The organism is Nonomuraea sp. NPDC050404, assembly GCF_040655495.1.
Taxonomy (GTDB): domain Bacteria; phylum Actinomycetota; class Actinomycetes; order Streptosporangiales; family Streptosporangiaceae; genus Nonomuraea.
The window spans coordinates 1-20,992 of record NZ_JBFAKB010000005.1; the positions used below are offsets into that span (position 1 = coordinate 1).

The 20,992-nt window shown below is 70.9% G+C and carries 21 protein-coding genes; 8 read left to right on the forward strand and 13 right to left on the reverse strand.

Annotated elements, in window-relative coordinates:
• Nucleotides 1–2 precede the first annotated feature (2 nt).
• The 7 genes from AB0I81_RS14300 (at nt 3) to AB0I81_RS14330 (ending at nt 7,892) form a co-directional block, all read left to right on the forward strand.
• Nucleotides 3–80 carry a nitric oxide synthase oxygenase gene (locus AB0I81_RS14300; protein WP_360657167.1) on the forward strand — a complete coding sequence of 26 codons (78 nt, stop codon included), beginning with the start codon at nt 3–5 and terminating at the stop codon, nt 78–80.
• Nucleotides 81–226: 146 nt separating this feature from the next.
• Entirely contained in the window at nt 227–1,414 is a 1,188-nt protein-coding gene (lhgO, locus tag AB0I81_RS14305; RefSeq protein ID WP_360655546.1) for an L-2-hydroxyglutarate oxidase, read from the forward strand.
• 20 nt (nt 1,415–1,434) lie between these two features.
• Entirely contained in the window at nt 1,435–2,127 is a 693-nt protein-coding gene (locus AB0I81_RS14310; RefSeq protein WP_360655549.1) for a response regulator transcription factor, read from the forward strand.
• 13 nt (nt 2,128–2,140) lie between these two features.
• On the forward strand, nt 2,141–3,553 hold the full coding sequence (locus AB0I81_RS14315) for a HAMP domain-containing sensor histidine kinase (RefSeq protein WP_360655551.1): 1,413 nt from the start codon (nt 2,141–2,143) through the stop codon (nt 3,551–3,553).
• A gap of 44 nt (nt 3,554–3,597) precedes the next feature.
• Nucleotides 3,598–4,275: a response regulator transcription factor gene (locus AB0I81_RS14320; RefSeq protein ID WP_360657170.1), complete on the forward strand. Its 678-nt coding sequence runs from the start codon at nt 3,598–3,600 to the stop codon at nt 4,273–4,275.
• Nucleotides 4,276–4,284: 9 nt separating this feature from the next.
• Nucleotides 4,285–6,165: an ABC transporter gene (locus AB0I81_RS14325; RefSeq protein WP_360655555.1), complete on the forward strand. Its 1,881-nt coding sequence runs from the start codon at nt 4,285–4,287 to the stop codon at nt 6,163–6,165.
• Nucleotides 6,162–7,892: a GTPase gene (locus AB0I81_RS14330; RefSeq protein ID WP_360655558.1), complete on the forward strand. Its 1,731-nt coding sequence runs from the start codon at nt 6,162–6,164 to the stop codon at nt 7,890–7,892. The genes AB0I81_RS14325 and AB0I81_RS14330 overlap by 4 nt, the downstream gene beginning before the upstream one ends.
• Here the strand turns inward: AB0I81_RS14330 and AB0I81_RS14335 are convergent.
• The 6 genes from AB0I81_RS14335 to tdh all read right to left on the reverse strand — a co-directional run bounded on the left by AB0I81_RS14335 (nt 7,855) and on the right by tdh (nt 13,667).
• On the reverse strand, nt 7,855–9,054 hold the full coding sequence (locus AB0I81_RS14335; protein WP_360655561.1) for an MFS transporter: 1,200 nt from the start codon (nt 9,052–9,054) through the stop codon (nt 7,855–7,857). The two genes, AB0I81_RS14330 and AB0I81_RS14335, sit on opposite strands and share 38 nt — an antisense overlap.
• A gap of 22 nt (nt 9,055–9,076) precedes the next feature.
• Nucleotides 9,077–9,934, reverse strand: coding sequence for a hypothetical protein (locus AB0I81_RS14340; protein WP_360655564.1), 858 nt, complete (start codon nt 9,932–9,934; stop codon nt 9,077–9,079).
• Nucleotides 9,931–10,476 (reverse strand): sigma-70 family RNA polymerase sigma factor, encoded by a 546-nt coding sequence (locus AB0I81_RS14345; protein ID WP_360655567.1) that lies wholly within the window; start codon nt 10,474–10,476, stop codon nt 9,931–9,933. Before AB0I81_RS14345 ends, AB0I81_RS14340 begins: the two co-directional genes overlap by 4 nt.
• A 61-nt stretch (nt 10,477–10,537) precedes the next feature.
• Entirely contained in the window at nt 10,538–11,440 is a 903-nt protein-coding gene (locus AB0I81_RS14350; protein WP_360655570.1) for a LysR family transcriptional regulator, read from the reverse strand.
• Nucleotides 11,441–11,466: 26 nt separating this feature from the next.
• Nucleotides 11,467–12,636: a glycine C-acetyltransferase gene (locus AB0I81_RS14355; RefSeq protein ID WP_360655573.1), complete on the reverse strand. Its 1,170-nt coding sequence runs from the start codon at nt 12,634–12,636 to the stop codon at nt 11,467–11,469.
• Nucleotides 12,636–13,667, reverse strand: coding sequence for an L-threonine 3-dehydrogenase (gene tdh, locus AB0I81_RS14360; protein WP_360655576.1), 1,032 nt, complete (start codon nt 13,665–13,667; stop codon nt 12,636–12,638). Before tdh ends, AB0I81_RS14355 begins: the two co-directional genes overlap by 1 nt.
• 181 nt (nt 13,668–13,848) lie before the next feature.
• Between tdh and AB0I81_RS14365 the strand changes: the two genes are divergently transcribed.
• A complete protein-coding gene (locus tag AB0I81_RS14365) occupies nt 13,849–14,214 on the forward strand; it encodes a hypothetical protein (protein ID WP_360655579.1) in 366 nt (121 codons plus the stop codon).
• A gap of 50 nt (nt 14,215–14,264) precedes the next feature.
• Here the strand turns inward: AB0I81_RS14365 and AB0I81_RS14370 are convergent, their stop codons facing one another.
• The 7 genes from AB0I81_RS14370 to AB0I81_RS14400 form a co-directional block, all read right to left on the reverse strand.
• Nucleotides 14,265–15,341 carry an SPFH domain-containing protein gene (locus AB0I81_RS14370; RefSeq protein WP_360655582.1) on the reverse strand — a complete coding sequence of 359 codons (1,077 nt, stop codon included), beginning with the start codon at nt 15,339–15,341 and terminating at the stop codon, nt 14,265–14,267.
• 3 nt (nt 15,342–15,344) lie between these two features.
• The gene (locus AB0I81_RS14375) at nt 15,345–15,776 is read right to left on the reverse strand and encodes an NfeD family protein (RefSeq protein WP_360655585.1); all 432 of its coding nucleotides are present in this window, start codon (nt 15,774–15,776) and stop codon (nt 15,345–15,347) included.
• A 75-nt stretch (nt 15,777–15,851) separates the two neighbouring features.
• Nucleotides 15,852–17,045: an Ig-like domain-containing protein gene (locus AB0I81_RS14380; protein WP_360655588.1), complete on the reverse strand. Its 1,194-nt coding sequence runs from the start codon at nt 17,043–17,045 to the stop codon at nt 15,852–15,854.
• Between the two features lie 73 nt (nt 17,046–17,118).
• Nucleotides 17,119–18,312 carry a fumarylacetoacetase gene (gene fahA, locus AB0I81_RS14385; RefSeq protein WP_360655591.1) on the reverse strand — a complete coding sequence of 398 codons (1,194 nt, stop codon included), beginning with the start codon at nt 18,310–18,312 and terminating at the stop codon, nt 17,119–17,121.
• Nucleotides 18,309–19,100: a hypothetical protein gene (locus AB0I81_RS14390; protein WP_360655594.1), complete on the reverse strand. Its 792-nt coding sequence runs from the start codon at nt 19,098–19,100 to the stop codon at nt 18,309–18,311. The genes fahA and AB0I81_RS14390 overlap by 4 nt, the downstream gene beginning before the upstream one ends.
• Nucleotides 19,097–20,266, reverse strand: coding sequence for a homogentisate 1,2-dioxygenase domain-containing protein (locus AB0I81_RS14395; RefSeq protein ID WP_360655597.1), 1,170 nt, complete (start codon nt 20,264–20,266; stop codon nt 19,097–19,099). Before AB0I81_RS14395 ends, AB0I81_RS14390 begins: the two co-directional genes overlap by 4 nt.
• 80 nt (nt 20,267–20,346) lie before the next feature.
• Nucleotides 20,347–20,976, reverse strand: coding sequence for a helix-turn-helix domain-containing protein (locus tag AB0I81_RS14400; RefSeq protein ID WP_360655600.1), 630 nt, complete (start codon nt 20,974–20,976; stop codon nt 20,347–20,349).
• Nucleotides 20,977–20,992 lie beyond the last annotated feature (16 nt).

Genomic DNA, 20,992 nt, shown 5'->3' on the forward strand with positions numbered 1-20,992 from the left:
GGCTGCGCTGGCACGCCGTGCCTGCCATCTCGAACATGTGCCTGGAGATCGGCGGCGTCTGCTATCCGTGCGCCCCCTGATCGGTGGATCGTGAGCCCGCCGAGTGGACGCGCCGAGTGGACGCGCCGAGTGGACGCGCCGAGTGGACGCGCCGAGTGAGCGTGCCGAGTGGATCGTGAGCGCGTAGATATGGCGCGGGACGGTCGGAAAGCCGGAAAATCATCATGTGACGGAGAAGATCGGAGTCGTCGGCGCGGGCATCGTGGGGCTGGCGGTGGCGCGTGAGCTGGCCATGACCAGGGGCGCCGTGGTCACGGTACTGGAGAAGGAGGGGCGCGTCGGCGCCCACCAGACCGGCCACAACAGCGGCGTTGTGCACGCGGGGATCTACTATCCGCCCGGCTCGCTCAAGGCCAGGCTCTGCAGGGAAGGCGTGGCGCTGCTCAAGGAGTACTGCGCCGCGCACGAGTTGCCCTACCACGAGGCGGGCAAGCTGGTCGTGGCCGCCCGCCACGCCGAGCGGCCCCGGCTGGCCGCGCTGGCCGAGCGGGCGCGCGCCAACGGGGTCCCGGGCATCGCGGAGCTGGACGCGCTGGGCCTGCGCGAGATCGAGCCGCACGCGACCGGCGTGGCCGCCGTGCACTCGCCGCACACCGCGATCTGCGACTTCCCCGCCGTCGCGCGGCGCCTCGCGCTGGACGTCGCGGAACTGGGCGGGTCCGTACGCCTCTCGCACCCGGTCAGGGCCATCAGGGAACGCGCGGGAAAGGCCGAGGTGCTGGCCGGGACGCGCAAGTTCGCCTTCGACCGCCTGGTGGTGTGCGCCGGGCTGGGCACTGACGCGGTGGCCAAGATGGCGGGGGAAGCGGGAGACGTGCGGATCGTGCCGTTCAGAGGCGAGTTCTACGCGCTCAAGGGCACCGCCAGGGACCTGGTGCGCGGGCTGATCTATCCGGTGCCCGATCCGCGGTATCCGTTCCTTGGCGTGCATCTGACGCGGCAGATAGACGGTGGCGTGCTGGTGGGGCCGAATGCGGTGCTGGCGCTGGCGTACGAAGGCTATGGACGGTCTAATTTTCGCAATGTTCGGCAAATTCTCAGTTGGCCGGGGACGTTGCGCATGGCGAGGACGCACTGGCGTACCGGAGTCAGGGAAGTCTATGGATCGCTTGTGAAAAAAGTCTTCCTCGACGCGGCCCGCCGCTACGTCCCCGGGCTCACCTCGGCTGACCTGGAAAGGGCTCAGGGCGGCGTCCGCGCGCAGGCCGTGGCCAGGGACGGCGGCCTGGTGGACGACTTCGTGGTGGACGTCCAGGGCAGGGTCGTGCTGGTGCGTAACGCGCCTTCGCCCGCCGCCACCTCAAGCCTCGCCATTGCGCGGCATATCGCGGGAATTGTCCCAGCACTCGTCTAATGAGGGCATCCTTGGATGTGATGGAATCACGCCTGCTGATAGTCGAGGACGACCCCAACATCCTCGAACTCCTCGCCGCGAGCCTGAGGTTCGCGGGTTTCGACGTGACCACGGCGAAGAGTGGTCTCGACGCCGTGGCCGCCGTGCAACGGCATCGTCCCGACCTCGTCGTGCTCGACGTCATGCTGCCCGACCTGGATGGTTTCGAGATCGTCCGGCGGATGCGCGGCGGCGGGCTGCACACACCGGTGGTCTTCCTGACCGCCCGTGACGAGACCGAGGACAAGATCCGCGGGCTCACCCTCGGCGGCGACGACTACGTGACCAAGCCGTTCAGCCTGGAGGAGGTGGTCGCCAGGATCCACGCCGTGCTGCGCCGTACGGCGGGGGAGCCGCAGGCGGCGCCGCCGCGGCTGACGTTCGCCGACATCGAGCTGGACGAGGAGAGCCACGAGGTGTGGCGCGGCGGCAACGCGGTGGCGCTGTCGCCGACCGAGTTCAAGCTGCTGCGCTACTTCATGACCAACGCCGGCCGGGTCCTGTCCAAGCCGCAGATCCTCGACCACGTGTGGGACTACGACTTCAGGGGCGAGGTGGGCATCGTCGAGTCGTACGTGTCCGTGCTCCGCCGGAAGATCGACAACCGCAGCCCGCGGCTCATCCACACCCTGAGGGGCGTCGGATACGTCCTTCGCCTGCCACCGAGCTCCTGATGACGAGCCCCTGATGCGCGGCCTGCCGCTGAGGATCAAGCTGATCTCCGCCATGCTGGCGCTGCTCGGCCTCGGCATGCTCTTCATCGGCCTGGTGAGCGTATCGGTGCTGCACGGCTATCTGCTCGACCGCGTGGACAGCCAGCTCCACCTGCTCAGCGCGCGCATGGACAAGAAGGTCAGGAGCGACTGGCGCAAGGACAGGGCGACGGGCGACCACCCGATACTCATCGAGTCCGACGCGATCGCCCTGGTCAAGGAGCCGGGCGGCCAGTTCGTGCCGATGCTGACCGACCGCGACGTGGACCTGAAGCCGGGGCCCGTGCTGCCGCGCACGCCCGAGCCCGGGCCCTTCACCGTGCCCGCCGTCAAGGGGGACGGCGAGTGGCGGGTGCTGGAGAGCAGGGTGCAGCGGCGCAGCCTCGTGGTCGCGGTGGACCTGGAGGAGGTGGACGCGATCACCCGGCGGCTCGCGCTCATCGAACTGCTGGGCGGCGGCGGCATCCTGCTCATCCTGGCCGTGGCCGGCGTCACGATCGTGCGGCGCAGCATGCGGCCGCTGGCCCAGATCGAGCGTACGGCCGAGGCCATCGCCGGAGGCGAGCTGGGCCGCAGGGTGCCGGACGGCGACCCGCGTACCGAGGTGGGCGGCCTGGCCAAGTCGCTGAACGGGATGCTGGCCCAGATCGAGACCGCGTTCGCCGCCAGGTCCGCCTCCGAGGCGGCGGCCCGCCGCTCCGAGGACCGCATGCGGCAGTTCGTCGGCGACGCCTCGCACGAGTTGCGCACCCCGCTCACCTCCATCCGCGGCTTCGCCGAGTACTCCAGGCAGAACCCGAACGCCGACCCCGCCGAGCTGATGCAGCGCGTGGAGCAGGCCGCCGGGCGGATGAGCGTGCTGGTGGACGACCTGTTGTTGCTGGCCAGGGTGGACCAGCAGCGGCCGCTGAAGATGCAGCCGGTGGACATGCTGGCACTGGTGGCGGAGGCCGTACAGGATGCCAGGATCATCGCCCCCGACCGGGCGATCAAGCTGGACGTGATCGGCGGCGCGGCCCTGATCGTCTCCGGCGACGAGGTACGCCTGCGCCAGGTCATCAGCAACCTCGTCACCAACGCCCTCGTGCACACCGAGCCCGGCTCCCCGATCATCGTGCGGGCCGGGGCGGACTCCGGCAACCTGTTCCTCGAGGTCGTCGACAACGGCCCGGGACTGACGCCCGAGCAGGTCGAGCACGTCTTCGAGCGCTTCTACCGCGCCGACTCGGCCCGATCCCGCCGCCGCACGGCCGAGGACCGGGGCAGCGGCCTCGGCCTGGCCATCGTACGGGCGCTCGTCCAGGCCCACGGCGGCACCGTGGACGTGGACAGCTCGCCGGAGGCCGGCTCCACCTTCCGCGTCGAACTCCCACTCGCCTTGGAGTGAGCCTTCAGCTAACCCTCAGGTGACTGAGTCACTCTAAGTAGGTGATGAAACCCGAGGCGCTGATCATGGTGGTGGACGACGAGCCCAGCATCAGGGATCTGCTCTCCGCCAGCCTGCGCTTCTCCGGGTTCGAGGTGCTCACCGCCGCGGACGGTGAAGAGGCCGTGGAGGTGGCCGTACGCACCTCGCCCGATCTCGTGGTGCTCGACGTGATGCTGCCGGACCTGGACGGGTTCGAGGTGGCCAAGCGCATCGACGCGCCCGTGTTGTTCCTCACCGCCCGTGACGCCACCGAGGACAAGATCGCGGGGCTGCGGGTCGGCGACGACTACGTGACCAAGCCGTTCAGCCTGGAGGAGGTGCAGGCCAGGATCCGGGCGGTGCTGCGGCGTACGCGCGGGGAGGCCGTGCCCGCCAGCAAGCTGAAGGTGGCCGACCTGGAGCTGGATGAGGAGGCGCGCGAGGTGTGGCGGGCCGGCCGGTCGGTGCGCCTGTCGCCGACCGAGTTCAAGCTGCTGCACTACTTCATGGTCAACGCCGGACGGGTGTTGTCCAAGGCGCAGATCCTCGATCACGTGTGGAACTACGACTTCGGCGGCGACGCGGGCGTGGTCGAGTCGTACGTCTCCTACCTCAGGCGCAAGGTCGACGACGTCGAACCCCGGCTCATCCACACGCTGCGCAGCGTCGGTTACGTGCTTAGAGAGCCGCCACCCGGTTAGTTTGACAGCATGGATCTGCTGGGCGCGCTGGAGTCGCTGCGGCGGCCGCTGGACCGGGAGCTGTTCCCGCTGGCCGTCGGCGCGGCCGAGGCCGACAGGCGCGCGCTGCGGGAGCTGACCGGGCAACTCGACGACTACCTGCTGCCCCGGCTGCGCGCCCTGGACGCGCCGCTGCTCGCCGTCGTCGGCGGGTCCACGGGGGCCGGTAAATCCACCTTGGTCAACTCACTGGTCGGCGCCGACGTCGCCGAGCCGGGCGTGCTGCGGCCCACCACACTGGTGCCCACGCTCGTGGTCAGCCCGGCCGACCGCTCCTGGTTCATGGGCCAGAACGTGCTCCCCGGCCTGTCCCGCGCCACGGGGGAAGGCCCCGGTGCGTTGCGCGTGGTGACGTCGGAGGCGCTCGGGGCGGGGCTGGCGCTGCTCGACGCGCCCGACATCGACTCCGTGGTGACCGCCAACCGGGAACTCGCCGCCCAGCTCCTGGCCGCCGCCGACCTGTGGCTCTTCGTCACCACCGCCGCCCGGTACGCCGACGAGGTGCCCTGGAGCTTCCTGCGCTCGGCCCGCGAACGCAGCACCGCGCTGGCCGTCGTACTCGATCGGGTGCCAAGCGAGGCCGCCGAGCCCGTCGCCCGCGACCTGACCCGCCTCCTCACCGAGAACGGCCTCGAAGGCACCCGCCTGTTCACCGTCCCCGAGGCCGCGCTCCCCGACGAGAAGGCCAGGCTGCCCGCCGAGTACGTCGCGCCCATCTCCGCGTGGCTGACGGGGCTGGCCGCCGACGCCGCCGAGCGGTCCCGCGTCGTACGCCAGACGTTGTCGGGAGCGCTCGACAGCCTGGCCACCCGGGTGCCGTCGCTGGCCACCGCCGTCGAACGCCAGCAGGCCGCCTTCGAGGGCCTGCGATCCATCGTGTCGGGCGCGTACGCGGGCGGGATGGCCGACTTCGACGAGGGCATGCGGGACGGGTCGCTGCTGCGCGGGGAGGTGCTGGCCCGCTGGCAGGACTTCATCGGCACCGGCGACCTCATGCGCTCCCTGGAGAGCCGCGTCGGCTGGCTGCGCGACCGTGTGGTCGGCTTCTTCACCGGACGGGTGCCCGAGGCCAAGCTCAGGGACGCCCTGGAGAGCGGCGTGGAGGCGCTGATCAGGGGAGCGGCCGACGGAGCCGCCGAACGGGCCCTGGAGGGCTGGTCGGCCGCGCCCGGCGGCCCGGGGCTCCTCGACCGGCTCGGCGCCGTCGAGTCCGCCCGCCTCGGCCGGGCCTCCGCCTCGCTCGGCAAACGGGCCGAGGCGGCGGTGCGTGGATGGCAGGAATACGTCCTCGACCTGGTACGCCAGGAGGGCGCCGAGCGCCGGACCACCGCCAGGATCGCCTCCTTCGGGGTGAACGGGGCCGGGCTGCTGCTCATGCTGGCCGTCTTCGCCTCCACCGGCGGGCTGACGGGGATCGAGGTGGGGATCGCGGGCGGCACGAGCGTGTTGTCGCAGAAGCTGCTGGAGGCCGTGTTCGGGGACCAGGCGGTACGGTCGCTTACCGCGCGGGCCAGGGAGGACCTGCGGGAACGGGTGCGGGGGCTGCTGGATGAGGAGGCGGCCCGGTTCACCGCCCAACTGGAGACGGTCGAAGCGCCGAGAGGGACGGCGGACGTGCTCCGGGCGGCGGCCCAGCGCATCCACGACCACCGCGCCGACCTCCCCGCGACGGCGACGGCCGAACTGCCCGCACAAGGACCACCTCCGTCGGCGACGGCCGAACTGCCCGCACAAGGACCGCCTCCGTCGGGGACCGCCGAACTGCCTGTGCAGGGGTTGCCTCCGTCGGGGACGGCTGAGCTGCCCGCGCAGACGGCCGAGTTCCCCGTGCCGAGGGAGGAGGGGCCGTGAAGCTGCTGCGCCGCAAGGAGGGCCCGTCTCTCGACTCCCGGCTGTCCGCCCTGCTGGAGGCGGCCACCCTGGCCGAGGGGCGGCTGCCCGAGCAGGACGTGACCGGCGCGCGTGCGGTCGCCGAACGGGCCGGTGTACGCCGCGAGCTGTCCATCGACCACACCGTGGCCGCGCTGGCGGGCGCCACGGGCAGCGGCAAGTCCTCCCTCTACAACGTGCTGGCGGGGGAGGACCTGGCGGACGTGGGCGTCACCAGGCCCACGACCTCGACCGCCCAGGCGGCCCTGTGGGACGGCGACGGCGCGGGCCCGCTGCTGGACTGGCTGGACATTCCCCACCGCCACTCCGCCGCCACCACCCCCGAACTGTCAGGGCTGGTCCTCCTCGACCTGCCCGACCACGACTCCATCCGCCTGTCTCACCGGCTGGAGGTGGATCGCCTGGTCGAGCAGGTCGATCTGCTGGTGTGGGTGGTGGACCCGCAGAAGTACGCCGACGCGGCCCTCCACGAGCGCTACCTGCGCCCGCTGGCCGGGCACCGGGACGTGATGGTCGTCGTGCTCAACCAGATCGACCGCCTGCCCGCGCACGCGGTGGAGCGCTGCCTGGACGACCTGCGCCGCCTGCTGGACGCCGACGGCCTCACCGGCATCCCGGTCCTGGCGGCCTCCGCACGCACGGGACAGGGCGTGGACGAGCTCCGCGCCCTGCTCGCCGCTCGGGTCTCCGAACGCAGGTCCTGGTCGGACCGGCTGGCCGCCGACATCACCTCCGCCGCCGACCACCTCGCGACCTGCGGCACATCCGGGACGGAACCGGCGAAGGACGCCACTCGGGCGGAAGGGTCGGGGCGGCCGAGGGACGCCACTCGGGCGGAAGGGTCGGGGCGGCCGAGGGACACCACTCGGGCGGCAGGGGCGGGGCCGGTCAGGGACGCCACCAAGCGGATGGCGGGGGCGGATCGGGCGCTCACCGGCGCGTTGTGCTCGGCGGCTGGGGTGCCGCTGGTCGTGGAGGCCGTGGCCAAGGGACACCGCCACCGGGCCGTGGTCGCGACGGGATGGCCGGTCACCCGATGGGTCAGAAAGTTCCGGCCCGACCCACTACGCAGGCTGCGCATCGCCGGGCGGCAGAGCAAGGAGATCGTCGGGCGGACCTCCGTACCGGCGGCCTCTGCTGTGCAGCGGGCGCAGGTGGAGACGGCGGTCAGGGACGTCGGTGAGGTGGCCTCGGCGGAGCTGCCGGGGCCGTGGGCGGCGGCGACCCGGCAGGCGGCCAGGTCCCGGGCCGGTGAGCTGGCGGACGCGGTGGACCGGGCGGTGGCCACGACGTCCGCCGTCGGCACGAAGCGCCCCCGGTGGTGGCGCGCGGTGAACCTGCTGCAGTGGCTGGTGTTCGCGACCATGCTGACCGGCGCGTTGTGGCTCGCCGGCTTGTTCGCGATGGACTACCTGCGCCTGCCCCAGCCGCCGCTGCCGACCGCCGGCGTGGTTCCGTGGCCGACGGTGCTGCTGGCGGGTGGTGCGCTGGCGGGCGTGCTGATCGCGTTGTTGTCGCGGCTGGCGGCGTGGGCGGGCGGCAGGCGCAGGGCCCGCCGTACGGCCAAGGCGCTGCGGAAAGCCATCGGGACGGTCGGCGCGGAACTCGTACTGGAGCCTGTGGAGGCCGAGCTGGAGACGTACGCCCGCTTCACCGAAGCCCTGGACCTGGCCCGCGCCCGCCTCTGAGCAGCGGTGTGGCCAGTGCCGCGCCCACGAGGGCGAACACGGCGGCGGCCAGGAAGGGGACGGTGGGCCCGAAGCTCTCCCCGACCAGCCCGGCCACCGCCGAGCCCGCCGCGCCGCCCATCCCGAGCGCCGTGGAGACCCAGCCGAACGCCTCCGCCTGCGCGGCCGGCGCGTACTCGTCCACCAGCAGCGACGAGGTCGTCAGCGCCGGGTTGAGCGCCAGCCCGCCGGCGAACAGCACCACCCCGAACAGCGGCAGCGGCCCGATCAGCACCAGCGGCGCCAGCGCGAGCCCCAGCGCCAGCATCAGCCACACCAGCCGCACCGGCACCGGCGACCGCCACGAGCGGGCACCGTAGGCCATCGCGCCCGCGATCCCACCCAGCGACAGCGCCGCCACCAGCAGCCCGGTGGCGGCGGGCAGGTCGCGGGCGGCGGCCAGCGCGGGCATCCCGACCTGCAGCGCCCCGAAGGTGCCGCCGTGCAGCAGCACCACGGCCAGCAGCACCGGCATCCGGCGGTCGGCGAACACCCGTCCTCGCCCCCGCGAGGACGGATTCGACCCCACCCGCAGCGCCCGCGCGAAGGCCAGCGTGCCGAGCCCGGCCGCCGCGGTGACCGCGCCCAGCGCGAGCGAGGACGAGGCGACCGCGATCAGCAGGCCGAACACCAGCGGCCCCGCCATCATGGCGAACTCCTGAACCAGGTACACCAGGCTGTAGGCGGCGGTACGGTTCTCGGCGGCGATCCTGCGGCCCCACTCGATCCGCATGCTGACCGAGATGGGCGGCAGTCCGATGCCCGCGACCCAGGCGAGCACCACCATGGGCCACCAGGGCCAGCCCTGCCGGGCGCATCCGAGCAGGGCCAGCAGCGCCGCCACGTGCAGCAGGGCCGTGGCGGCCAGCACCGGCCTGGTCCCGTGCCGGTCCATCAGCCGCCCCTGTACGGGCCTGCCCATGCCCGCCCCGACCGAGAACGTCGCCGCCGTCGTCCCCGCCAGTGCCAGTGAGCCGCTCGCGCCCTGCACGACGAGCACCATCCCGACGGGGGCCACCTGCTGGGTGAGCTGGGCCAGGAAGCCGAGCACGGCCTGCGCCCCGACTCCCGGCAGGCCGATCAGCCTGCGGTACGGCACGCCCTCAGGTCCGTTTTGTCCCATGGGCGCACGTTACCCCTCAAGATCAGGAGATGGGGCAGCCGTAGCCCTTGACGGACTTCTGGTTGAGCCTGGCGATCTCCTCTTCGGGGAACGGCATCTCCGAAACCGAGAGGAAGGCCACCCCGGGTTCGGTGAGCATCCCGCCGTCGACGTACCAGTTGCCGGGCACCGACCTCATGTCGCCGGCGCCGATGGGCGTCAGGTCCGCGTACTTGTTGACGCGCACCCCGCGCTCCTTGAGCAGCGCGGTCACCTCGGTGACGGTCTTGTTGAGGTAGGGCACGCAGTGCATGGGCTCGCCCTTGGCGTCGAACGTGGTGGTGCTCTGGTACTTCTCGCCCGTACGCGCCTTCCTGCTCACGGCGACGTCGGCGACGCCGGAGAAGTTCTTGGGGATCTTCACGCCGATGGCGCAGCCGTCCACCCGCTCGCACGGGCCGGGCGGGTAGATGCCCTTGATCTCCTCCAGGTACTTCATGTCCGGAGAGGTCGGAAAGACCTGGCCCTCGTAGGCGGCGGTGGCGGGAATGACCCTCAGTGTGATCTTGAGCCCGGCGTCCCGCAGTTGCTTCTCGTAGACCTTCGGGTTGGCGTAGAGGTCCTTGACCTCGATGACGTAGTAGCCGTTGTCCTCCTTGATGTCCAGCGCGGCGGCGGGCGAGACGGGAAGCAGCCAGGTGGTGGCCGCCACCGCCCCGGCCGCCAGCAGCGCTCCCGCGGGGATGGCCATCCGCAGGTTGAGTCGCCTGCGGCTCTTCACGGGCTCCGGGGCGGTCGGGTCCGCCATGATCTCGTGCATCAGCTCTCGGGCTCCCTCGCTCACGGTGGACACGGCAGGCGGTGCGAACCGGGCGACGATGTCGTCGACGTTCCTGGTCATGGCTGTCCTTTCGCGAGAGAGACGGCGCGGCGGCCGTAGTCGGCGAGATCCGGGTCGAGTTGGGCCAGTTCCCTGGCCAGGCGCTTGCGGGCGCGGTGCAGTCGCAGCCGGGCGGCTCCGCGTGAACAGCCGAGCACCTTGGCCACCTCGGGGCCGCTGAGCCCTTCCCAGGCGACCAGGGACAGCAGTTCCCTGTCGTCGTCCGCCAGCCGCTGGAATGCCTGGTGGGCCGGGTCGTGCGTGGTGTCGGGCGCGGTCCAGGTCGCGGCCTCCTCGCGCAGCCGTACGGCCAGGGCGGTCCTGCGCTCCTCGGCGCGGAAGTGGTTGGCCAGCACGCGCCGGGCGACGCCGTACAGCCAGAGCCTGGCCTCGTCCCCCTTGGGGACGGCGTTCAGGCGGCGCCAGGCCGTGGTGAAGGTCTCCGCGATCACGTCCGCGACGTCGTCCGGTGACCCTGCGCGCCGCCGCACGTAGCTGGCGACGGCGGGATAGTACGCCATGTAGATCTCCTCAAAGCGTTGCTCGGGCTCGGGCGGCCCCATGCGGCGTTCCTTCCGATCGGCGAACACATTTGAGGAGATGTCCGGATATGTACGGGGTGTTTCACCCCGTTCCGAGAGATTCCGCAACCATGCGCAGGGCGGACAGCAGCGGGCGCAGGAGGGGATGGGCATCGGAGCCCCGGCGTACGGCGGCGAAGACCCGGCGCTCGGGACCCGGCGTATGGCGCACGGCGACGCCGGGCAGCGCCATGTCACGCAGCGCCAGCCGTGGCACCAAAGCCACCCCGGCCCCCGCCCCGACCAGCGCGACCACGGCGCGGAAGTCGTCGGAGCAGTGCACGAGGTCCGGCGTGAAGCCCGCCTGCTGACACGCGAACGTGATCACGTCGTGCACCGGATTGCCCGGATAGGGGCCGATCCAGGTCTCGGCGGCGAGCGACGTCAGCGTGGCCGTCTCCGCCAGCGGATGGTCATGGGGGAGCACCAGGTCGAACGGCTCGGCGTACAGCGGGCGGCGCGACAACCGGCGGTCGCCGGCGTCGGGCGCGCCGCGGTACTCGACCGCGATGGCCAGGTCCGCCCGCCCGTCCAGCAACATGGCCAGGCCCTGGTCGCCCTCGGCGTCGTGCACGCGCACGGACAGGCCGGGGGCGGTGGCGCGCAGGGCGGCCATGGCGGGCGAGAGCACGGCGCTGATCGCCGTGGCGAAGCAGGCCACCGTGACCTCGCCGGCCTCGCCCGTCGTGTACGCGGCCACCTCCGCCTCGGCGCGTTCGAGCTGGGCGAGCACCTCGTTGGCGTGGCCGAGCATGATCTTGCCGACCGCGGTGAGCCGCACGCCGCGCCCGTCACGGGTGAACAGCCGATGGCCCACCTCGTGCTCCAGCGCCACGAGCTGCTGGGACACGGCGGAGGGCGTCAGGTGCAGCGCGGCAGCGGCGGCGGTGACCGTACCGTGGTCGGCCACCGCGCGCAGCGTGCGCAACCGCCGCGGATCAATCACCCGTGCTCCATAGCACGGGAGGATACTCAGCCCTTGGCCTGGATGAACGCCTGGACCGCGCGGTCCACGTCCTGCTCGGAGTGCGCGGCCGAGAGCTGCACGCGGATCCTGGCCCGGCCGTGCGGCACGACAGGGTAGGAGAAGCCGATCACGTAGATACCCAGGTCGAGCAGGCGGTCGGCCATGGCGCTCGCCTCGGCGGCGTCACCGATCATCACGGGCACGATCGGGTGCTCGCCCGGCAGGATGTCGAACCCCGCCCTGGTCATCTCGGCGCGGAAGCGGGCGGTGTTGGCGCGCAGCCGCTCACGGGCCTCGCTGGAGCTCTCCAGCAGGTCGAGGATGCGCAGCGAGGCCGAGGCGATGACGGGGGCCAGGGAGTTGGAGAACAGGTACGGGCGCGAGCGCTGGCGCAGCAGCTCGCAGATCTCCCTGCGGGCCGAGACGTAGCCGCCGCTGGCCCCGCCGAGCGCCTTGCCCAGCGTGCCGGTGATGATGTCGATCCGGTCGGTGACGCCGTGCAGCTCGGGCGTGCCCCGGCCGGTCGGGCCGACGAAGCCGACGGCGTGGGAGTCGTCGACCATGACCATGGCGTCGTACTGCTCGGCCAGGTCGCAGATCTCCCGCAGCGGCGCGAGATAGCCGTCCATGGAGAACACGCCGTCGGTCACGATCAGCCGCCGCCGCGCCTCCGACGCCTCCTTCAGGCGCGCTTCCAGCTCGGCCATGTCGCGGTTGGCGTACCTGAAGCGCTGGGCCTTGGACAGGCGGATGCCGTCGATGATGCTGGCGTGGTTGAGCGCGTCGGAGATGACCGCGTCCTGGGCGTCGAGCAGGGTCTCGAAGACGCCGCCGTTGGCGTCGAAACAGGAGCTGTAGAGAACGGTGTCCTCCATGCCCAGGAAGTCCGACAGGCGGCCTTCGAGCTCCTTGTGCACCTCCTGGGTGCCGCAGATGAACCGTACGGAGGCCATGCCGAACCCCCACCGGTCCAGCGCCTGCTTGGCCGCCTCGACCACGGACGGCTCGTCGGCCAGGCCCAGGTAGTTGTTGGCGCAGAAGTTCAGCACCTCGCGGCCGGCCACGCTCACCTGGGAGCTCTGCGGGGTGGTGATCACGCGCTCGGGCTTGAGCAGCCCGGCCTCGGTGATCTCGTCGAGCGTGGTACGCAGTTCCTGGCGCACGTTCGTGAACATCAGGCGGGACTCCAATCCAGAATGACCTTGCCCGTACGACCGCTCGCGGCCGTGTCGAAGGCGGCGTCGAAGTCGCGGTAGGAGAATCGGTCGGTGATGACGGGGGAGAGGTCGAGGCCCTTCTCCAGCAGGACGGACATGTTGTACCAGGTCTCGTACATCTCCCGGCCGTACACGCCCTTGATCGTGAGCATGGACGTCACGACCGTGGCCCAGTCGATGGCGAACTCCCCGGCGGGCAGCCCCAGCATGGCGATCCGCCCGCCGTGGGTCATGCTCGCGATCATGTCCCGCACGGCCACCGGGTTGCCGGACATCTCCAGCCCGATGTCGAAGCCCTCGCGCAGGTGGAGCTGGCGCATGCCCTCGGCGATCGAGGATCTGGAGACGTTCAGCGCGAGGGAGACGCCGAGCTTGCCGGCCAGGTCGAGCCGCTCGTCGCTGACGTCGGTGATCACCACGTTGCGCGCGCCGACGTGCGTGGCCACGGCCGCCGCCATCAGGCCGATCGGTCCCGCGCCGGTGATCAGCACGTCCTCGCCCACCAGGGGGAAGGACAGCGCGGTGTGCACGGCGTTGCCGAACGGGTCGAAGATGGCGGCCACGTCGGGGTGTACGGGGACGCGGTGCACCCAGACGTTCGAGGCGGGCAGCGTGACGTACTCGGCGAAGGCGCCGTCCCTGTTCACCCCCAGCCCGATGGTGTTGGCACACAGGTGCCTGCGGCCGGCCATGCAGTTGCGGCACTTGCCGCACACGATGTGCCCCTCGCCGCTGACCAGGTCACCGACGGCGATGTCCTCGACCCCCGGCGCCACCTCGACCACGTGGCCGGCGAACTCGTGCCCGACGATGAGCGGGAGCTCCAGAGTGTGCCTGGCCCAGTCATCAAACTTCCGAATATGAAGGTCCGTACCGCAAATCCCGGTACGCAGCACCCGAATCTTCACCTCACCGGGCCCCACCACCGGCTCCGGCACGTCCACCAGCCACAAGCCAGGCTCGGCCCTCTGCTTGACCAGCGCTTTCATGCCCCTCACTCCCCCCAAAGGAACCTAACGCACTGTGCCCGCTCCACCTGGGACGTGTCCATCGAGGAGTTCTTAAGTGCCCCAACAGCTCCGCTTCACGCAGCGAAGCACTCAGCGGTAGGTGGGACTCCAGGGTTGGAAACGCCGTTCCGACCACCGAACGCGGGTCCAAGCTTGGATCGTGATCGACAGAGCAGCCGAGCCGACCTGGAACTTCAAGGTCATTCTTGATCGAGAGCCGACGGACGCCGAACTGGACGCCATCTACGAGGCGGGGCTTGATGACTGCGCCATGGCGGGCGGCCCTGACGGCAGGGTCTGGCTCATGTGCAGCCGTGAAGCCGGTAGCGTCCTGGACGCCATCGCCTCCGTGCTCGGTGAGCTCAGGACGGCCGAGGGCCCCCGGGCGGTCGGCGTCGACGAATACGACGACGTTCAGCCGATGCACCAGGACATCGCCTTGGCCGATGAGGCGGTCAAGCTCGCCTGTGAGGCCCGGGCTGCCCATCAGCAGGCCCGGATCCTCCTCCTGCTCGAAGCCGCCTGACCACAAGGACGCCTGCCGCCACGTGTGCGGCAGGCGTCACAGGAAGAAGCTCAGCGTTCGGCCTCGGAAGGTTTCTTGTCCAGGTCGGGGAATGGGGACGGCTCAGGGGTGGACTGGGTGAGTTGGCGGGGGCCGTTCTGGCTCTCGGATTCCTGGGCGTCGGCGACGGCCAGGGCTGCGGCCTCGGCCGCCTTGGCGGCCTCCTCCTCGGCCGCCGAGCTCTGCGGGACCTCCTCGCGCGTGGCCTCCGAGCGGGGCAGGGCCTCCGTGAACGCCTTCGAGACGCCCTGCAGTGCCGAAGTGACCTCGCTGGGGATCACCCAGAAGGTGTTGCCGTCGCCCTGGGCGAGTTGCGGCAGGACCTGGAGGTACTGGTAGGCCAGCAGCTTCGGGTCGGGGTCGTTGCGGTGGACGGCCTGGAAGACCTGGTCGATGGCGCGCGACTGGCCCTCGGCCTCCAGGATGGCGGCCGTGCGCTGGCCCTCCGCGCGCAGGATGCGGCTCTGCTTGTCGCCCTCGGCCGTGAGGATCTGTGACTGGCGCTGGCCCTCGGCGTTCAGGATGGCGGCGCGCTTGTCGCGCTCGGCCCGCATCTGCTTCTCCATCGCGTCCTTTATGGTCTTCGGCGGGTCGATGGCCTTGATCTCGACCCGGTTGACGCGCAGCCCCCACTTGCCGGTGGCCTCGTCGAGCACGCCGCGTAGCTGGCTGTTGATGGTGTCGCGGGAGGTCAGGGTCTTTTCCAGGTCCATGGAGCCGACGACGTTACGCAGCGTGGTGACCGTGAGCTGCTCGACGCCGGTGATGTAGTTGGCGATCTCGTACGCCGCCGCCCGCGGGTCGGTGACCTGGAAGTACAGGACGGTGTCGATCTCGACGACCAGGTTGTCCTCGGTGATGACCGGCTGGGGACGGAAGGAGACGACCTGCTCCCGCAGATCGATCATGGTGTAGACGCGGTCGATGTACGGGATGACGAAGTTGAGACCGGGCTTCAGCGTCCGGTGGTATCGGCCGAGGCGTTCGACGTTGCGCGCGCGGGCCTGCGGGACGATCCGTACCGCTTTGAGCAGGGTCATCACGGCGAAGAGTATGACGAACAGTCCGACCAGCAACAGCGGATCCATGGGTCACTCCCGGGGATATACGAGGGCTGTCGCCCCTTCGATCTCGATGATGTCGACGGTCGCCCCCGTGGGGATCACCAGGGTTTCGTCGTAGGCGCGCGCCGACCATTCCTCTCCCCCGATGCGCACGCGACCGTCGCGGCCGGTCACCTCGGACACGACGTAAGCGGGTTTGCCGACGAGCGCCTCCACGCCGAACCTCTGCAGCGGCGGCTGCTTGATATGGCGCATGGCGATCGGCCTGATGACCAGCAGGCCGCCCGCGGAGGAAAGGGCGAAGAAGAGTAACTGCAAGGGGACGGGCAATCCGATCGCGGCGGTCGCGGCCGTCAGGAGCGCGGCGACGCCCAGCAGGCCGAGTGAGGCCGTGAGCGTGAATATCTCGGCCACGCCCAGGACGACTGCGAGGATTACCCAGATGATCCATTCATCCATGTTGTCCGGCCCTCCTGATTGGACAACGGGCCTGCGTTCCGAAGTGGTTCCCCTTCTCCTACCGTAATCCCGATATCAGTGCTTCAACACCCTGCTACCTGCGGCATCGATTTTTCGCAACGCGCTTCCCTGCCGCCATTTCTCCCACGGCAGTTGCCAGAAGCCCCATCCGTTGTCCCAGGCGAGCGGGCGGCTGGTGCCCGTGATGGTGACCGGGTCGCCGCGCAGCGAGGAGGCGTAGAACCAGGCGGCCTGGTCGGGCCGGGCGTTGACGCAGCCGTGGCTGACGTTGGAGCGGCCCTGCGCCCACACGTTGTCCTTGGCGTGCACGTATTCGCCGCTGTTGGAAATGCGCACGGCGTGGTCGATCATCAGGTCGTAGAAACCGGGATCGCCCTTTTTCCTGCCGGGGGAGATCATGCGGACCGGGTTTCCCTTGTCCATGGTCAGATGGACGCCGCTGGTCGTGGTGTATTCGAGTGTGGTGGCCATGCCGGCGCTGATGGCCATGCGCTGGGCGACCTGGCCGTCGCGGTGGACGAGCATCTGGTGGCTCGTGGTGTCGATGGTGCTGGTCTGCCTGCGGCCGACGGTGAAGGAGAAGGTGGAGTCGGCGGCGCCGTAGAGGCCCTCGCCCGCGCGTACGCCCGCGAGATGTGCGACGACCGTGACCTGCTGCCGCGGCGCCCAGAACCGCCGGGTGCGGAAGATCACCTGGGTGTCGCCGACCCAGCGCCAGGCGCCCTCGACCGGCTCGCGGGACTGGATCTCCAGCGCCCGCTCGACCGCGGCCTTCTGCTCGATGGCGGTGTCGAAGTCGATGACGACGGGCATGCCGGTGCCGACCGTCTCGCCGGGCAGCGGCGCGGTGCCGGCCACCTGGAACGTCTTCGCGGCGGCGCGGGTGCGCACACGGCCCATCGCCACCGTGGCGGGCGCCCCCTCCCGCGTGGCGGTGGCGGTCACCGTGTACTCGGCCGACGGTTTGAGCGTCCAGTCGGTACGCCACGTGGTCCGCGCCGCGTCGAGCCGGCCGGGCACCGGCTCGCCGTCCTGGTAGACCAGCACCTGGCTGAGCGTGCCGCCCTGCGCCCTGATCACCAGGCCGCGGTCGGGCCGCGCGCGCTTGCTGTCGAACGGCGGCGAGACGTGCACGACGGGCGGCGTCGCCGCCGGGATCCCGGCCGGGTCGGCGCCGCAACCGCTGACCGGGAGGAGGCCACCGCAGACCAGGAGAAAGCCGACACGGAACATCGCGGCACGCCGCATGTGACTCCTGCTCTCCGAGGGAAGGGGTGCATCCAGAGTAGCGGTGAGTCATCGAGCAAGCACGTCAAGTCACTTATCCGACAGTTCCGGAAACCTCCCCCGACGTCGGACCGGCCGCGACTCCAGCAGTTCCGGAAACCTCTCCCGCTGTCGGGCCGGTCGCGACTCCGACGGTTCCGGAAACTTCTCCCAGTGTCAGGCCGGCCGCGATGGCGCGGATGGTCACCGTGTCCCCGTCCTGCAGGAACGTACGGGTCTCGCCGCCCGCCAGCTTGATCGGCTCGCTGCCGTTCCAGGTCAGCTCGATGAGCGAGCCGCGCTGCCCCGGCTCGGGCCCCGAGATTGTGCCGCTGGCGAACAGGTCGCCGGTGCGCAGCGAGGCTCCGTTCACCGTCATGTGCGCGAGCATCTGGTCGGGCGTCCAGTACATCTCCGAGTACGGTGGCCGCGCCACGACCTCTCCGTTGAGCAGCACCTCCAGCGCGAGATCCAGCCCCCAGTCGCCCTGCCTGCGCAGGTAGTCGGCGGGCGGCGGATCCTGGGCCCGCCCGGGAATCCTGGGCAGCGCCTCCAGGGGCGTGACCCAGGGCGAGATCGAGGTCGCGAACGACTTGGCCAGGAACGGCCCCAGCGGCACGTACTCCCACGCCTGAATGTCGCGCGCGCTCCAGTCGTTGACCAGCGTCACCCCGAACACGTGCTCATCGAACGCCCCGGCAGGCGAGCCCAGCTCGGTCGGCACGCCGACCACGAACCCCAGCTCCGCCTCGATGTCGAGCTTCTCGCACGGCCCGAACACGCCGGCCCGGAGCTGCCCCTGGGGCCGCCTGACCGGTGTGCCGGACACCACGACCGTGCCGGCCCTGCCGTGGTAGCCGACGGGCAGGTGCCGCCAGTTCGGCTGCAGCGGCTCCGTCCCCGGGCGGAAGATCTTGCCGATGTTGCTCGCGTGGTCGAGCGAGCAGTAGAAGTCGACGTAGTCGGCCACCTCGAACGGCAGGTGCAGCCGTACCTGCTCCAATGGGATCAGGTGCCGCTCGGTGACGGACAGGTCGGTGGTGAGCTTGTTCTGGATCAGCGCCCTGGTGTCGTGCCAGGCCGCGCGGCCCCTGGCCATGAACGGGTTGAGCGAGGGGGCGGCGAAGACCTCGTCGTGCAGGGCGGAGGCCAGGTCGAGCACGCTGTCGCCGTACCTGACGCCGACCCTGGGCTGCCGCCCGGGACAGGAGAAGACCCCGTAAGGCAGATTGTCCACACCCCAGCTCACAGGCCCTCCTCCTCATCGACCAGTCCGAGCGCGCGCAGGTCCGCCAGCGGCGCGCTGGTGCTGCACGAGCCGTAGCTCACCATCAGCCGCCGTGCTTGCCGCGCGGTGTCCTCCTGTACGGCCTGCGCCAGCCGTACGAGATGACCGACGTCGGTGGTGCGCAGCGCGGGCACCGGATCGCGCCCCTCCACGGTCTCGCAGACGGCCACCAGCAGGTTCAGAAAGCCGTGCCGGTCCACGCCGAGCGAGGGGTCGAAGTGGCGGACGGCGTGGTGCAGCCCGGCCGAGGCCTTGAACGGGATGCCGCCCTCCACGCAGGACCTGATGAACTGCCCCAGATGCTCCACCGCCGGGAAGGCGTCGGCCGTCGTGCCGCCGCAGCGTACCTTGAGCCCGACGCGGTCGGGCAGGTCGAGGGCCAGCTTGCGGGGCGGCACCTCGGCGAACAGCCGGATGCCGTCGGCCAGCGCCAGCCGTTCCGCCAGCTCCGCGACGGTCGTGTCGGCCGGCAGCCGCATCTCGACGTAGTCCACGGGCAGGTCGGCGAAGTCCGGCAGCGTGCTGGTGTCCACGATCAGCCCGATTCTGCGCGGCCGGTAGTCCATGCCGCGCAGCCGGTCCAGGCGGCTGGCCGGGCACAGGAAGCGGTGGGTCAGGATCCGGCTGTCCCGCTCCAGGTCGCGCCGGTTGCGGGCCAGGGCCTCGTCCATGTGCAGGGACGTCGGCGGGAACAGGCCCGCGTCGTCCACCAGCGCGGTGTACAGGCTCGTCGCCGTCTGTACGCTCATCGTGCCCACGTCCAGGCGTATCCGGGATCCTCGCAGGACAGCGCGCCCCGGCCGAGGTCGAGCGGGCGGAAGGTGTCCACCATCACGGCCATCTCGCTGGTCGCCGTGACGCCGCGGGAGACCGCGTCGATCACCGCCTCCACCGCGCCCGGCTGCGGTCCGTGCGTGAACCCGGCCGGATGCAGCGAGATCGAGCCCACGTCGATGCCGGACCCGGCCCGCGCCGAGTAGTCGCCGCCCACGTAGAACATGAACTCGTCGGAGTCCACGTTGTGGTGGTTGTACGGGATCGGCACGGCCTCGGGATGGTAGTCGAGCGGCCGCGGGCAGAACGAGCACACCACGAACCCCGGCCCTTCGAACGTCTGGTGCACCGGCGGCGGCGCGTGCGTCTTCTTCACGATCGGCTCGAAGTCTTCGATGTTGAACGCGAACGGGTACAGGTAGCCGTCCCAGCCCACCACGTCGAACGGGTGGTGCCGGTAGACGAGCCTGGTCAGCCCGCCGCGCGTACGCACCAGCACCGGCACCTCCGAACCCTTGACGACGAGCGGCTCGGCGGGGGCGCGCAGGTCACGCTCGCAGTAGGGCGCGTGCTCCAGGAACTGCCCGTACTGCGACAGGTAGCGCTTGGGCGGCCTGATGTGCCCGGACGCCTCGATGGCCAGCACGTTGACGGGCCCGTCGGGCACCCAGCGGTGGATGGTGCCGGTCGGGATGACGACGTAGTCGCCCTCGCCCGCCTCGATCACTCCGTACGTGGACTCGAAGCGCACCCGCCCGCGCTGGACGTAGACGCACTCGTCGCCCATGGAGTTGCGGTAGAGCTCGCTGGGCCGGTCGCTGGTGGCGTACGACAATCGGACGTCGGAGTTGCCCGCCAGCAGGATGCGCCCGGCGACCAGATCGCCGGCGCCGGTCAGGTCCTGGGTGCGGAAGTGGCGCGGCGAGAGCGGCAGGTTGGGCTCCAGCCGGGCCTCCGTGGACGGCGTGACCGCCTCCGCCTTGACGATCGCGGTCGGCAGGTGGCGGTGGTAGAGCAGGGAGGAGTCGGATGAGAAGCCCTCCTCGCCCATCAGCTCCTCGGCGTAGAGACCGCCGTCCGGCCGTCTGAACTGCACGTGCCGTTTGCGCGGCACCTCTCCCACGACCCGGTAGTACGGCATCCCGGCCCTCCATGACCGTCCGATTATCGGACGTATGTGTCCTCTATATGTAACTACCGTCCGCCAGCTCTCCGGAGATGTCAACCCAGGGCAGCGGTCAGCTCGGCCGCCGCGGCCATCACCCGCGGCCCCGCGTCCTCCTCCAGCGGCCCGAACGTCACCACTCCCACGGACGCCTCCAACCAGGGCAGCCCGGTCACCGGCGCGGCGACCCCCCGTGCCCCTTCCTGCAACTGCCCCTCCGTGACGAAGTAGTCGTGCCTGCCCTCGCGCAGCGCCAGGATCGCCCGGCCGGCCGCCCCCTTGGCCAGCGGATGGCGCGAACCCTCGCGGTAGGCCACGTGCATGTCGGTCCAGGACGGCTCCACCACCGCCACGGCCAGCCCGTCGTCGCCCTCGGCCACGGTCAGGTGCGCGGTCGCGCCCACCTGCTCGGCCAGCCGCCGCAACGTGGGCACCGCCGCCGCCCGCAGCAGCGGCTGTGCGGCCTGCGCCAGCGCCAGCACCCCGAGCCCCAGATGCACCCGCCCCTCGGCGTCCCTGCGTACGAATCCCTCGCCCAGCAGCGTCGTCAGCAGCCGGTACACCACGGGCCTGCTCAGCGACAACTCCGCGCTCAGCTCGGTCGGCGTGCGCCCGCCCTTGCCGTCGGCGAGCAGTCTGAGCAGGCGTAGCCCGCGTTCGAGGGTCTGGGCGGATTCAGCGGCCATGCCCCTGATTATGTAG